Origin of the sequence: Terrimesophilobacter mesophilus, from assembly GCF_014200375.1 — a bacterium.
GTDB lineage: Bacteria > Actinomycetota > Actinomycetes > Actinomycetales > Microbacteriaceae > Terrimesophilobacter > Terrimesophilobacter mesophilus.
Genome location: NZ_JACHBP010000001.1, coordinates 736,872 through 750,032 on the forward strand (window position 1 = coordinate 736,872; position 13,161 = coordinate 750,032).

Annotated in this window: 15 protein-coding genes and 1 pseudogene; 5 read left to right on the forward strand and 11 right to left on the reverse strand. The window is 68.5% G+C overall.

Annotated features, from left to right (window positions below):
• Positions 1 to 45: 45 nt before the first annotated feature.
• Positions 46 to 396, reverse strand: coding sequence for a 50S ribosomal protein L19 (gene rplS, locus BKA04_RS03660; protein ID WP_104095194.1), 351 nt, complete (start codon positions 394 to 396; stop codon positions 46 to 48).
• A 186-nt stretch (positions 397 to 582) separates the two neighbouring features.
• Positions 583 to 1,065 carry an MFS transporter gene (locus tag BKA04_RS03665; protein ID WP_104095195.1) on the reverse strand — a complete coding sequence of 161 codons (483 nt, stop codon included), beginning with the start codon at positions 1,063 to 1,065 and terminating at the stop codon, positions 583 to 585.
• Positions 1,066 to 1,104: 39 nt separating this feature from the next.
• On the opposite strand from BKA04_RS03665, the gene map reads away from it, so the two are divergent.
• Positions 1,105 to 1,872: a type I methionyl aminopeptidase gene (map, locus tag BKA04_RS03670; RefSeq protein WP_104095196.1), complete on the forward strand. Its 768-nt coding sequence runs from the start codon at positions 1,105 to 1,107 to the stop codon at positions 1,870 to 1,872.
• Here map and trmD read toward each other — a convergent pair.
• Positions 1,869 to 2,546 (reverse strand): tRNA (guanosine(37)-N1)-methyltransferase TrmD, encoded by a 678-nt coding sequence (gene trmD, locus BKA04_RS03675; protein ID WP_104095197.1) that lies wholly within the window; start codon positions 2,544 to 2,546, stop codon positions 1,869 to 1,871. The genes map and trmD overlap by 4 nt on opposite strands.
• 86 nt (positions 2,547 to 2,632) lie before the next feature.
• Here trmD and BKA04_RS03680 point away from each other — a divergent pair, with 86 nt between their 5' ends.
• Positions 2,633 to 3,478, forward strand: coding sequence for a serine hydrolase (locus tag BKA04_RS03680; RefSeq protein ID WP_167309653.1), 846 nt, complete (start codon positions 2,633 to 2,635; stop codon positions 3,476 to 3,478).
• On the opposite strand, the gene rimM is transcribed toward BKA04_RS03680, so the two are convergent.
• From rimM to BKA04_RS03710, 6 genes and pseudogenes are all read right to left on the reverse strand, one after another.
• The gene (gene rimM, locus BKA04_RS03685) at positions 3,475 to 4,011 is read right to left on the reverse strand and encodes a ribosome maturation factor RimM (RefSeq protein WP_104095199.1); all 537 of its coding nucleotides are present in this window, start codon (positions 4,009 to 4,011) and stop codon (positions 3,475 to 3,477) included. The two genes, BKA04_RS03680 and rimM, sit on opposite strands and share 4 nt — an antisense overlap.
• 31 nt (positions 4,012 to 4,042) lie before the next feature.
• Positions 4,043 to 4,279 (reverse strand): RNA-binding protein, encoded by a 237-nt coding sequence (locus tag BKA04_RS03690; protein WP_104095200.1) that lies wholly within the window; start codon positions 4,277 to 4,279, stop codon positions 4,043 to 4,045.
• A gap of 245 nt (positions 4,280 to 4,524) precedes the next feature.
• Positions 4,525 to 4,935: pseudogene (gene rpsP, locus BKA04_RS03695) on the reverse strand (30S ribosomal protein S16); the annotation flags it as partial.
• 122 nt (positions 4,936 to 5,057) lie between these two features.
• A complete protein-coding gene (locus BKA04_RS03700) occupies positions 5,058 to 6,023 on the reverse strand; it encodes a DMT family transporter (protein WP_232841950.1) in 966 nt (321 codons plus the stop codon).
• Between the two features lie 46 nt (positions 6,024 to 6,069).
• Positions 6,070 to 6,891 (reverse strand): LLM class F420-dependent oxidoreductase, encoded by an 822-nt coding sequence (locus tag BKA04_RS03705; protein ID WP_104095202.1) that lies wholly within the window; start codon positions 6,889 to 6,891, stop codon positions 6,070 to 6,072.
• Positions 6,892 to 6,900: 9 nt separating this feature from the next.
• Positions 6,901 to 7,575 (reverse strand): hypothetical protein, encoded by a 675-nt coding sequence (locus tag BKA04_RS03710; protein ID WP_104095203.1) that lies wholly within the window; start codon positions 7,573 to 7,575, stop codon positions 6,901 to 6,903.
• A 212-nt stretch (positions 7,576 to 7,787) separates the two neighbouring features.
• Here BKA04_RS03710 and BKA04_RS03715 point away from each other — a divergent pair, with 212 nt between their 5' ends.
• Together BKA04_RS03715 and BKA04_RS03720 are read left to right on the forward strand one after the other, a co-directional pair.
• Positions 7,788 to 8,924: a sensor histidine kinase gene (locus BKA04_RS03715; RefSeq protein ID WP_104095204.1), complete on the forward strand. Its 1,137-nt coding sequence runs from the start codon at positions 7,788 to 7,790 to the stop codon at positions 8,922 to 8,924.
• A complete protein-coding gene (locus tag BKA04_RS03720) occupies positions 8,921 to 9,595 on the forward strand; it encodes a response regulator (protein WP_104095205.1) in 675 nt (224 codons plus the stop codon). The genes BKA04_RS03715 and BKA04_RS03720 overlap by 4 nt, the downstream gene beginning before the upstream one ends.
• Here the strand turns inward: BKA04_RS03720 and BKA04_RS12230 are convergent.
• Together BKA04_RS12230 and ffh are read right to left on the reverse strand one after the other, a co-directional pair.
• Positions 9,592 to 10,539, reverse strand: coding sequence for an META domain-containing protein (locus BKA04_RS12230; RefSeq protein WP_134542228.1), 948 nt, complete (start codon positions 10,537 to 10,539; stop codon positions 9,592 to 9,594). The genes BKA04_RS03720 and BKA04_RS12230 overlap by 4 nt on opposite strands.
• Before the next feature lie 47 nt (positions 10,540 to 10,586).
• Positions 10,587 to 12,158, reverse strand: coding sequence for a signal recognition particle protein (gene ffh / locus BKA04_RS03730; RefSeq protein WP_104096613.1), 1,572 nt, complete (start codon positions 12,156 to 12,158; stop codon positions 10,587 to 10,589).
• An 85-nt stretch (positions 12,159 to 12,243) separates the two neighbouring features.
• Here ffh and BKA04_RS03735 point away from each other — a divergent pair, with 85 nt between their 5' ends.
• On the forward strand, positions 12,244 to 13,122 hold the full coding sequence (locus BKA04_RS03735; protein WP_104095207.1) for an LLM class flavin-dependent oxidoreductase: 879 nt from the start codon (positions 12,244 to 12,246) through the stop codon (positions 13,120 to 13,122).
• The last annotated feature ends 39 nt before the right edge of the window (positions 13,123 to 13,161 follow it).

Here is a 13,161-nt window from a genome sequence, read left to right on the forward strand (position 1 = left end):
TCCCCATAATTCTAGGGTCTGGCCCGGGCGCTCCTGGCCACCGACCTAGTGCGCGTCGCGCTTTTCCTTGATCTTCGCCTTCTTGCCGCGCAGGTTGCGGAGGTAGTAGAGCTTGGCGCGACGCACGTCGCCGCGCGTGACGATCTCGATGTGGTCGATGACCGGCGAGTGCACCGGGAAGGTGCGCTCCACGCCGACCTGGAAGCTCACCTTGCGAACCGTGAAGGTCTCGCGGACGCCTTCGCCGGAGCGGCCGATGACGACGCCCTGGAAGACCTGGATACGCGAACGCGTGCCTTCGACGATGTTGACGTGGACCTTGACGTTGTCTCCGGCGCGGAAGTCCGGGATGTCGTTACGAAGCGATGCTGCGTCAACGGAGTCGAGGATGTGCATGATGGTTCGCTCTCTGCAATCGCCACAGGTCGACGGCGTGCTGGATACTGCGTGGAAGAAGTGATGTGCCGAGTGACTGCTGGTCCCCCTGTGGCAGGACCGTGCGCGGGCACAGTGGACCATTCTGTCACACCAGTGACACGCCCGCCAACCTCGAGACCTGGAAGCCGTCGGCTCCTCTACCGCTCAGGCGTCGTGGGAGTAGGAGTCCACCCGGATGACCCTCGGTCCGCCTCCGACGCGATTCGGATCGCGATATCCGTTGTCCATCGCTGCGGAGAACCCGGCGAACGTGGCGTTGACCCTTCGCCGAGTCTCGAAGAACAGCTGCCAGACCGCGCTCCAGAACGCGACGAGCGTCGCCACGACGGCGAGCACCGCGACGAGCGGGTTCGAATACATTCCGGCGACGACGACCACCGTGTACCAGGCGGTCAGGATGCCGACATCGGGCCAGGACACCATGCGCGCGCGACGGACGGACTTGCGCGCCATCGTGAGTCCCATGACGACGATGAGGGAGAGGGCGAGCACGGGCGCCGCGAACAGCAGGACGACGAATGCCCATCCGGAGCCGTCGATCGTCATGCCACGGGCGACGAGCAGCCAGAGCGGCAATGCCGGGATAGCCCAGTATTGCGCGTAGTAGAACGCTCGCCTCAGCCACATGCACACCAGACTACGCGTGGCTTGGTGAAGAATAGCTGGATGATCGAGTTGAGAACCCCCGCCGAAATCGACGCCATGCGCGCAGCAGGATCGTTCGTGGCAGACGTGCTCACGAACCTCGCCGACGCATCCGAGGTCGGGGTGAACCTGCTCGAACTCGATGCGATCGCTCATCGCATGATCCGGGAGCGCGGTGCGGAGAGCTGCTACATCGACTACCACCCCTCGTTCGGCGCCTCACCGTTCGGCAAGGTGCTGTGCACGTCGGTCAACGACGCCGCCCTGCACGGGTTGCCGCACGACTACGCGCTGCAGGATGGCGACCTCGTGAGCCTGGACTTCGCGGCATCCGTCGACGGCTGGGTGGCCGACTCCGCGATCTCGCTCGTCGTCGGCACGGCGAAGCCGGAGGATCTCGCCCTCATCGCGACGACGGAGAAGGCACTGGCTGCCGGGATCGCTGCGGCGGTGGCCGGCAATCGGATGGGCGATGTCTCGGCTGCGATCGGCGATGTCGCCCACGCCGCGGGGCTCGGAGTCAACACCGACTTCGGCGGCCACGGAGTCGGGCGGACGATGCACGGCGACCCCCACGTGCCCAACGACGGCCGGCCGCGCCGTGGATATCCGCTCAAGCCCGGACTGGTCTTCGCGATCGAACCGTGGTTCATGCACGGCACCGACCGGATCTTCACCGATCCGGACGGCTGGACGCTGCGCAGCATGGACGGATCCCGCGCGGCCCACGTCGAGCACACCGTCGCGATCACGGCGGACGGGCCGGTCGTGCTCACCGCTCGCCGCTAGTCCAGAAGGTCAGGGCGGATACGACGCGTGCGCTCGAGCTGCTGCTCGCGGCGCCACGCGGCGATCGCGCCATGATGGCCGCTCAGCAGCACGGGCGGCACCTCGAGGCCCCGCCACTGCGCCGGCTTCGTGTAGCTCGGGTACTCCAGGAGGCCGTCACTGTGCGACTCCTCGACAAGGCTCTGCGGGTTGCCGATCACTCCGGGAATCAGTCGGCCTACCGCCTCGATCATCGCCATCGCCGCGACCTCGCCGCCGTTCAGGACATAGTCGCCCATGCTCATGAGACGAACCCGCGCACGCGTCGCCGCGTACTCCACCACCCGCTCGTCGATGCCCTCGTAGCGGCCGCATCCGAAGACCAGGTGCTTCTCGGATGCGAGCTCCTGTGCGGTGGCCTGGGTGAAGAGCTCTCCGGCCGGGGACGGGAAGATCACGATGGATTCAGTGTCGAGGATGCTGTCGAGGGCTTCGCCCCACGGCTCCGGTTTCATGACCATCCCTGCACCGCCGCCGTAGGGGGTGTCGTCGACGGTACGGTGACGGTCGCGGGTGAAGTCGCGCAGGTCGTGGACGGCGAGTTCGATGAGCCCGCTCTCACGCGCCCTGCCGAGCAGCGAGACGTCGAGCACGGAGAAGAACTCCGGGAAGATCGTCACGATGTCGATGCGCACCGAACCAGCCTAGGGCGTGCCCCCGCATCCGCGAGAAGCCCTGATGCGGTGACGACGAGCCGGTGGCACCCTCTACGCTCAGAAGCGTGCAGCTGTTTCCCCTCTACAGCATCGGAAAGTCACTGGCCGCGGCCACCGCGGTCGCCCTGGCGATCGACCTCGATGCCGCGGTCGGCGACTTCGTCGCCGTTCCCGAACGGTTTCGCCGGGCGCGCGTCCGCGACGTCCTCCGGCACCGCGCCGGCCTGCCCGACTACGGGGGCTGGCCCGAATACCAGGTCGCGATCAGGGAGTCGAGTCCCTGGCGGTTCGACGAGTTGATGGATCGCGCCGCACGCGCCGCCGTGCCCGCCCCGGGCACCTTCCACTACTCGAATGCCGGTTACGCGATCATCCGGAGCATCCTCGAAGAGATCACCGGGGCGACGTTCTTCGAGACCATCCGCGCGACACTCCTGGCGCCGCTCGGCATCACCGAGGTCGGGCCGTTCGCCGAACCGGATGACTGGCGGGCCTGCGTGGCCTCGGAGTCGGATGTGACCTGGTATCACCCGGGATGGGTTCTCACCGGGACGATCGCCGCCTCGCAGGTCGCGACGGAGGAGCTGTTCGCAGGCATCCTCTCCGGACGCCTCTTCGACCCGGCCCCCCTGCTCGAGACACTGCCGGTGGACGCCCCTGGCACCGCATTGCCGGAGCCAGGCTACGCACTCGGCCTCATGACCAGTGGGCTTCCGGAGGCCCGGTACGCCGGTCACGGTGGTGGCGGGCCGGGGTTCACGACCTTCGTGCTGGCGACCGCGGATGGTGGAGCGGCGCGTGCATCGTTCTCACCGGGGGCCGTGGACCAGAACGCGCTGATACGGGACTGTCGGGACGCGCTGGAGGCGCTGGAGGCGCTGGAGGCGCGCGACGGTCGTCTGACCGGCTAGGTGTCGTCCTCGTCGGTGTCCTCCGGGAGCGCTTCGAAGAGGCCGGCGGGCGGTGTCACCGTGATGGTTCCCGCCGCGAGGTCGACCGAGGGCACGATCGCCTTGACGAACGGGACCATGACATCACCGGCATCCGTCTCCACGTGCAGGAGATCCTGTGCCGGCAGGTGATCGAGTCGGCTGACGGTGCCCACCTTCACACCGTCGCGGATGACGGCGAGACCGATGAGCTGGTGGTCGTACCAGGCGTCGTCCTCAGCGGGGGCCTCTGCGGGGTCGTGATCGACGAGCAGGATGCCCTTGATGAGGCTCTCGGCCACAGTCCGGTCGTTCACGTCCTTGAAGAACGCCACCGGATGCAGGTTGTACCACTTGAGTTCCACGAGTTCGAGCGTCTTGCCGAACCACGGCGAGGACTCCGGCACCTGCAGGAAGAACACGGCGCCCGGAACGAAACGTCGTTCCGGGTCATCCGTGTACAACTCGATCTTGATCGCTCCCTTGAGGCCGTGCGCCTTGGTGAGTCGACCCACCCGAAGCCGGGTGTTCTCGGAACGGGGTTCGCTAGAAATCGGTGTCCACCACGTCGACCCGAACCTTGCGGCCGTCCGCGAGCGCGGTCACCAGGGTGCGCAGCGCTTTCGCGGTGCGTCCGGCACGACCGATCACCCTGCCGAGATCCTCGGGGTTCACGCGGACTTCGAGCACGTCGCCCCGCTGGGAGCTCTTTGCGACGACCTGCACATCATCCGGGTGGTCGACGATCCCCTTGACCAGGTGTTCGAGAGCGGCAGCGAGCACGATCAGGCCTTGTCTGTGGCGTCGGCGTCAGCCGCGTCTGCCTCTGCAGTCTCCGCCACGGCAGGAGCGTCCTCGGCGGGCGCGGCGTCGGCTGCGGGTGCTTCGGCTGCGGGCGCCTCGGCAGCGGGCGCTTCGGCTGCGGGCTCCTCGGCTGCGGTCACCTCGGCGACGGCGGATGCCTCGGCAGGAGCGTCCTCGGACGGCGCGTCAGCGTCAGCGGTGGCGGTAGCCTCGTCGGCTGTGGCCGACTTCTCCGACTTCTCCGACTTCTCAGCCTTCTCCGTCTTCTCCGCCTTGGCGGGAGTCTCGGACTTCGGCTTGAGCACAGGCTTCTTCTTCTCGTCGGCCTGGAATTCCGCCTTCGCCTCAGCGGACTTGACGGTGCTCTTCGCACCCTTCTCGCCCTTGAAGGTGCCCCAGTCGCCGGTGAGCTTCAGCAGTGCCATGACCTGCTCGGTCGGCTGCGCCCCGACGCCGAGCCAGTACAGCGCGCGGTCGGACTTGATCTCGATGACCGAGGGCTCCTCGGTCGGGTGGTACTTGCCGATCTCCTCGATGACGCGACCGTCGCGCTTGGTGCGCGAGTCGGCGACGACGATGCGGTAGAACGGCGCGCGGATCTTGCCCATGCGCTTCAAACGAATCTTTACAGCCACAATTCTCCGTAGATTTCTTGTATTGGTCGCGAACGGCCGTGCGCGTAGGGGCACACGCGGCGAAAGCAGTGATGGACTCCGCGGCAGCCGATAGAGGGTCGGGCGGGCCGGGACTCGACTGTCTATTGTGACAGATTTTGCGGCGCTGCGGGAACCAGCGGCGTCTCAGGAGTGAGCAGGCCATCCGACGGGTCGCGATCTCGCTGCGAACGCCGCCTCGACACCGCGACACCGATGAGGCAGATCACGCCGCCGACGATCGCGAGCACGGTGGGGATCTCACCGAAGGCAGCGAAGCCGAGCACGACGACGATCGCCGGTACGACATACGTGGTCACCCCGAGCTGCCCCGCCGGCAGCTTCGACAGCGCGTAGCCCCACGTCGTGAACGCGAGGGATGTCGGAACGGCACCGAGGTAGAGCACACCGAGAAGAACGCTCACGGGTGCCGCCTGGAGCTGCACGACGAGGCTGCCGGCGAACGGCAGGCAGACGAGCGCGCCGAGCGCGCATCCGAGCCAGGTCACCTGGGTCGAAGGGATCCGGCGCATGAGGCGCTTCTGGCACAGCACCCCGATCGTGTAGGCGACGGCGGCGATGAGCGCCCAGAGGATGCCGATTCCGTTCCCGAGTCCGGCCATCCCGGACCCGACGCCGATGAGGACGACCCCGCCGAACGCGATGCCCGCCCCGATGGCGAGCCACTTCGGTATGCCCTCACCGAGGAAGATGCCGGCTCCGAGCGCGATGAGGATCGGCCCGATGTTGACGATCATCGACGTGGTCCCCGCATCGAGCGTGTGCTCGGCGATGTTGAGTGTGACGTTGTAGGCGCCGAACCAGGCGACGCCGTACACGACGATCAGGAGCCACTCCCGCCCGGTCGGGCGAATCCACGGGCGGCCGATGAGCAGGAGCGACAGCAGCACAGTCCCGACGAGCAGGCGGCCGAGTGCGAGTTCCCCTCCGCCGAGGTGCGATCCGACACCGCGGATGACGACGAAGGCACTCGCCCAGGCGATCACGGTGACGACGATGGCGACGACGACCCAGGGGGTCATCACGGTGGTGCGGGCAGGTGCGTTCACGTCCTCACGTTACGCGAGACCGACGACATCCGGACGCCGGCCAGGGCTAGGCGGATACCGCCTGCCGTGCACTGCGGTGCTGGTCGCGCCAGGCGATCCAGTCCCGCACCTTCTCGAGGTCGAACTCCGGGCCGCGCAGACCGAGAGTGAACATCGTGACGCCGAGGCCCACGAGCTCGTCCGCCTCGTCGTGGGTGCGCTGGCGGATCTCGGTCGAGAGCTCGATCTCGGACGTGTCGCGTCCGACATCCTCCCCGTGCGCCGCCAGGATGCCGAGCTTGCGTTCGAGGGTCTCCGCGTCGCTGAAACTGTGCCAGATGTCGGCGTGCTCTGCGACGATGCGCAACGTCTTCTTCTCCCCTCCGCCGCCGATCATGATCGGGATGTCACGGGTGGGCGCAGGGTTGAGCTTCGTCCAGCGGTCCCGGATGATCGGCAGGTCGCGGGCGAGGGCGTCGAGCCGCGAACCCTTCGTACCGAACTCGTAACCGTACTCGTCGAAGTCGCGCTCGAACCAACCGGAGCCGGTGCCGAAGATGAACCGGCCCACCCCGCCGTTCGAGACCGAGCTGATGTGGTCGATCGTTCTGGCCATGTCCGCCTGCAGGTTCGGATTGCGGTACGCGTTGCAGTTGACGAGGCAGCCGAGCTCGACCCCGGTGGTCTGCTCGGCGATGGCGGCGAGCATCGTCCAGGCTTCGAAATGCAGCCCATCCGGTTCGCCATCCAGCGGGAAGAAGTGGTCCCAGTTGAACACGATGTCGACGCCGAGTTCCTCGCACGCCGACACCGTGTCCCTGATGTACCGATAGGTGGCGTGCTGGGGAGCGATCTGCACGCCGAGGCGGAGTGGGCGGTTCGTGGTCATCCGTCAAGCCTAGGCGGAGACACCCCGCCGCCGTGCCAGCAGGAGCACCATCGGACCGAAGGTCGCGACGACGGCCACGAGCTGCACGATGCCGGCAGGGATGCCTCCCACGAAGTTCGCCACGACCATGACGATCGCGGCGACGGGAACCCAGACCGGCACGAGTCTCGCCATCCGCAGGCCGATCGTGAGCAGGATCGGGCCGAGCGAGAAGCCGACGAGGAACCCGTAGAGCAGGACGTTCGAGAGGATGCTCGCATCATCGGCCTGCAGGATGGCCCTCCCCGTGTCGCCGTCGAGTCCGGCGCCGGCTGCGTCGGCGATGAGCCCGAAGAAGATGGCGAGGTGGCCGACGCCGCCCACGAGTCCGGCCGCCGTGAGGTAACCGCCGATCGTCGTGAGCGTCCAGCCCTTCGTGCGGACGAGCATCGTCGTCGAGACGATCCCGGCGACCCAGGCGAGCGGGCCGAGTACGGCGAGGAGCCCGACGAGAAGCCACAGGCCGGGGTTCTCCCCGGTGATGTCGATGGGTGTCCCTGCCGGGTCGCTCGGCTGCACGAACCACTGGATGACGGTCGCGGCGATGAGGCTCAGCATCCCGAGCGCCATGCCGACGATTCCGGCCACACGCCACACCCGTTCTGCCGTCGTGGTGATCGCTGCCGATTCTGTCGTTGCTGTCATTGGCCTTGCCCTTCTCTCGTGGCATCGGATGATGCCCTTCGTGTGATGACGCTCACAGCCTCGCTCCGGGACGAGCCCGCCCGCGTCGTCGGGATGGGCTAACCGGGCGGGCTGCGCGGTGGAATCCTGCCCGCGCGGCGTCGCCCATCCGGATGCCGTCATTCATCCGAATGGGTGACGACGCCCGGCGAGCGCCGCAATAGAGTGGGGAAATGTTGGGTCGAGTCGCGCCCTGGCTGCGCGGGCGGCTCTTCGGGTTTCCGCGGGGGGACCTCCTTCTCTCCGCGGCACTCTGCCTCGTCGCCGTCGTGAGCGTGTTGACCGGCAACCCGGACGAGGGCCCTCTCATCGTCACCCTTCCGGTCGCCGTCGCGACGACCATCGCCCTCGCCTGGCGCACCAGGGTGCCGGTCCTGACGGTCGCGATCGTGCTCGCAGCGGATGTCGCCCAGCTCCTGCTCGCGCAGCCGGCCGGATCGCTGTGGTCCCTCGTGGTCTTCGTCATCGCCATGTACTCCGTGGCCGCCAACTACACCGAGGGGATGGCGGCCGTCGTCGGCGTCGTCATGGTCGCGACGATCCTGATCGAGGAGAAGGTCACCGAGGGTCAGGACTACCTCTTCATCATCCTGTTGTTCGGTGGGGTCTGGCTCCTCGGGCGGGCGAGCCGACTGTGGCGCGGACGAGTGACGAGGGCCGAGCAGCATGAGCGGGACCTCGCCCTTCTCGCGGTGTCCGATGAGCGAGTACGCATCGCTCGGGAACTTCACGACATCGTCGCGCACAGCCTGAGCGTCATCGCCGTCCAGGCGGATGCCGCGGATGCGGCGCTCGAACACGACCCGCCACGCGCCAGGGAGCCGCTCCGGGTCATCCGGGAGACCGCGCGCTCGGCGCTCGGAGAGATCAGGGACATGCTGCAGCTCCTGCGGGCGGACGACGGCGAGACCCGCCCCGCGCCCGGGCTCGCCGCTCTCGACGACCTTCTCGCGTCGGCACGGGATGCCGGACTCGCGGTCGACGCGCACGTGCAGCTGGGCGGGCGGAGTCTGCCGCCCGTCGTCGACCTCGCCGCGTACCGCATCCTCCAGGAAGCGCTCACCAATGTCGCACGGCACGCCGGCGCCGTGCCGGTGACACTGACGGCGGAGGTGACAGACGATACCCTCGAGCTTGCGGTCACCAACGCGCAGGGTCAGTCGGCGCGGAGAGTCGCGAGCGCAGGCGTCGGGCTGCTCGGCATCCGGGAGCGGATCACCCTCCTGGGGGGAAGCCTCGAGGCGGGCGAGGTCGCCGGTGGCGGGTTCCGGCTCGTCGCCCGGTTGCCGTTCGAGGGGAGGACACCGTGACGACCGTTCTCCTCGTCGACGACCAGGAACTCGTGCGCACCGGATTCCGTCTCATCCTCGATCTCGAGCCCGGCATCGACGTCGTCGGGGAAGCGGCCAACGGCGCCCAGGGTGTGCAGCTCGTCGCGGAGCTGCATCCGGATGTCGTGCTCATGGACGTGCGGATGCCCGTGCTCGACGGCATCCGGGCGACCGAACGCATCGTGGCCGGCGGATCGGCATCGCGCGTGCTCATCCTCACGACCTTCGACCTCGATGAGTTCGTGTACGACGCCCTGCGCGTCGGGGCGAGCGGCTTCCTCCTGAAGGATGCCCCGCGGGACCAGCTCGTCTCGGCGGTGCGCGTGGTCGCCGGCGGCGAGTCGTTGCTCGCGCCCCCGATCACCCGGCGGCTCATCGAGCGGTTCATCGGCCAGCCGCCGCCGGGGAGGACGTCGGATGCCATGTCCGCTCTCAGCGACCGCGAGCGCGAGGTTCTCGGACTTCTGGCGCGCGGCTCGTCCAATGCGGAGATCGCCGGCCAGCTGTTCCTGAGTGACGCGACCGTGAAGACGCACGTTGCGCGGCTGCTCGCGAAGCTCGGCGTGCGGGACCGGATGCAGGCGGTCATCCTCGCCTACGAGACCGGCTTCATCCTCCCGGGCGGCAACCCCGCGCCGCCGGTCCGCTAGCCGCGCGCGAGACGACCGACCTCGTTGCCCGCGGTTTCGAAGAGCAATAGCCGGCCGTCGGCGTCGATGCCGGCGGTGGCCGCCTGGCCCACCCAGGCCGGAACGGGCGCTCCTTCGCACGCAATGAGGGTCGACGGGCCGGATGTCGCCAGGAATTCACCGTCACGGCCGACGGCCCAGCGCCCCTGGCCCCCGTTGCACCCGTCGGAGCCCGTCCACGTGCCGTCCGACGCGAACACGACGTGTGGGTCGGTCGAGACCGCGTGGGCGACCGGCACCCACTTGCCGTCGAGGGCGGCATCCGTCGCCGGGCTCAGGCCGGATGGCAGGGTCGCCGCGGCATGGAAGTAGTCGCGAACCTGGACGGTGAGCTCCGGTGGCTGCGCGTAGAACTCGGCGGCGGTCGGGATCGGCTCGGGGCCGCCGTCGATCGAGAGCGAGGCGACGGTGGTGCCCGTCGCATCCACGAGGTCGTAGCCTTCGGGCGAGACCGTGAAGCCGGTCGCACTCTCCAGCCAGAAGACCGTGGGCATGGTGTTGGTGACGCAGTCGCCCATCCCGCCGAACGGGGCCGCGATGAAGAGCGTGTCGCTCGCACGCCAGGATCCCGTGATCATCCCGCAGTCTCGCCAGAGCTGGAATTCGCCCGCGTCGAGGCGCAGCCAGGTCGAGTCGGTCTCGCCCGCAGCGCCGCTGACCCGCCAGAGGTTCACGAGGCCGATCGCCTCGGACTCGCCATCGGCCGGGGTGCCGATCATGGGTGGGGCATCGGGGTTCGGGCCGCTCGGTCCGCCGCCGGGCTGCCCGGCGCAGCCGGTCAGTAGGAGCAGAACGGCCAGCGCGGGGAAAGCCAGGGCCGTCGGGGTCCGGGAGGGCACGGCGAATCGTGTCATGCCACCCACGGTGCCAGAGGCATCCGGATGCCGCCACCCAACGTTTCGCACTATTCGCCCGTCAGCGGCCGGTCTGCGGCCGGCACGCCCGGGAGGGGTCAGCGGCCGAGGAACTTCTGCAGGGCGGCGAGCTCTTCCTCGCTCGGTGCGCCCTTCGCGCCCTCACCGGCCGACGCACCGGCACCGAAGCCGAAACCTGCTCCCGCAGCGGCGGATGCCTTCGGCGCGGCCGCGAGCGCCGCGTCCTCCGCCGCCCGCTTCGCCGGGTTTCCGGAGCGGGAACCCTTCTTCTTCGGCTGCTTCTTCGCGCCGCCCGCGTAGCCCGCGCCGGGTATCGGCCCCATGCCCGGTACCTGGGGAACGCCGCCCTTCGCGACGGTCTTCATCATCTTCGCGGCCTGCTCGAAACGGTTCACGAGGGCGTTGACCTCGGTCACCGTCATCCCCGAACCCTTCGCGATGCGCAGGCGCCGTGAACCGTTGAGAAGCCTGGGCTGCCGGCGCTCGGTGGGCGTCATCGACTGGATGATCGCCTCCGTGCGGGTGATCTCGCGCTCGTCGAAGTTGTCCAGCTGCTGGCGCATGCCCTTGGCGCCGGGCAGCATCCCGAGCATGTTCTTGATCGAGCCCATGTTCTTGAGCTGCTGCATCTGGGAGAGGAAGTCCTCGAGCGTGAAGCTGTCCGTGGCGAACTTCTCCGCGGTCTTGCGCGCCTCCTCCTCGTCGAAGGTCTTCTGCGCCTGCTCGATGAGGGTGAGGATGTCGCCGAGATCGAGGATGCGGCTCGCCATCCGGTCCGGGTAGAACGGTTCGAAATCGCCGAGCCCCTCGCCCGTGCTCGCGAACATGATCGGCCGGCCGGTGACCGACGCGACGGAGAGCGCCGCACCGCCGCGTGCGTCTCCGTCGAGTTTCGTGAGCACCACGCCCGTGAAGTCGACGCCGTCCTGGAACGCTTTCGCCGTGGCGACGGCATCCTGCCCGATCATCGCGTCGATGACGAAGAGCACCTCGTCCGGGTCGACGGCCTTGCGGATGTCGGATGCCTGCTTCATGAGCTCTGCGTCGACGCCGAGACGGCCGGCCGTGTCGACGATGACGGTGTCGTACTGGCGGCGCTGGGCCTCCTTCACGCCGTCCCTGGCGACCTTGACCGGGTTGCCGATCCCGTTCCCCGGCTCCGGCGCCCACACCGGGACGCCGGCCTGCTCCCCCACCACCTGAAGCTGGGTCACGGCATTCGGTCGCTGCAGGTCGGCGGCGACGAGGATCGGCGTGTGCCCCTCGCTCACGAGCCACTTCGCGAGCTTGCCGGCGAGCGTGGTCTTGCCTGCGCCCTGAAGCCCCGCGAGCATGATGACGGTCGGCGGATTCTTCGCGAACTCGAGACGACGCTGTTTGCCGCCGAGGATCGTGACGAGCTCGTCGTTGACGATCTGCACGACCTGCTGGGCGGGGTTGAGCGCCTTGTTCACCTCGTCGCCCAGCGCGCGTTCTCGGACGCTCGCGGTGAAGACCTTCACGACGTCGAGGGCGACGTCCGCGTCGAGCAGCGCGCGCCGGATCTCGCGGACTGTGCCGTCGACATCCGCCGGTGTCAGCTTTCCCTTGCCGCGCAGCTTCTTGAACGCGTCGGTCAGACGGTCGGTGAGGTTTCCGAAGGTGGCCATGATCACCCCAGCTTAATCGAGAAGGACGGGCCTCTCCTCCATCGCGCGAGCGGTCACGCGGGCCGTCGAAGCTAGAGTTGCCCCCATGCGGCACGGCATCGTCATCCTCCCCCAACAGCGCTGGGCCGATGCGCGCGCCACGTGGCAACGGGCAGAGGAACTCGGGTTCGACCACGCCTGGACCTACGATCACCTCTCGTGGCGCAGCCTCGCCGGTGAGCCGTGGGGTGCGACGATCCCGACGCTCACGGCGGCGGCCGCCGTCACCTCGACCATCCGGCTCGGAACGTTCGTGTCGTCGCCGAACTTCCGGCATCCCGTTCCGTTCGCGAAGGATCTCGCGACTCTCGACGACGTCTCCGGCGGCCGATTCCTGCTCGGGGTCGGCTCTGGCGGCACCGGTTTCGACGCGTTCGTGCTCGGGCAGGAGCAGCTCTCCGCCCGCGAACGCCACGACCGCTTCATCGAGTTCGTGCGCGGCCTCGACGCGCTCCTGCGCTTCGAGGAGCCCGGCAGCGGTGGCATCAGCTTCAGGGGCGACTGGTTCACCGCACACGAGGCGAGAATGGTGGGCACGCCCGCACAGCATCCGCGCATGCCTTTCGTCGTCGCCGCCGATGGACCGAAAGGTCTTCGGTTCGTTGCCGAGCTGGCGGACGGCTGGGTCACCCTCGGGCGGGAATCGGACAACCTCGACGCGTGGTGGGCGTCGGTCTCGAACCTCTCACGACGCCTCGACGACGCGCTCGCCGCGCGCGGCAGGGACGCCGGCACCCTCGACCGCTACCTGAGCCTCGACTCCCACGGCTATGCGCTCGCGAGCGTCGACGCCTGGGAGGATGCCATCGGTCGGGCCGCTGAGCTCGGCTTCACGGATGTCGTCACCCACTGGCCGCGCGCCGAGGGCGTCTACGCGGGCAGCGACGACGTCCTCGTCGAGGTGGCGAGCCGGCTGCGCCCTTAGTCGCAACGCCTGTCGGCGGCGGCACACCGATGCGGGAAG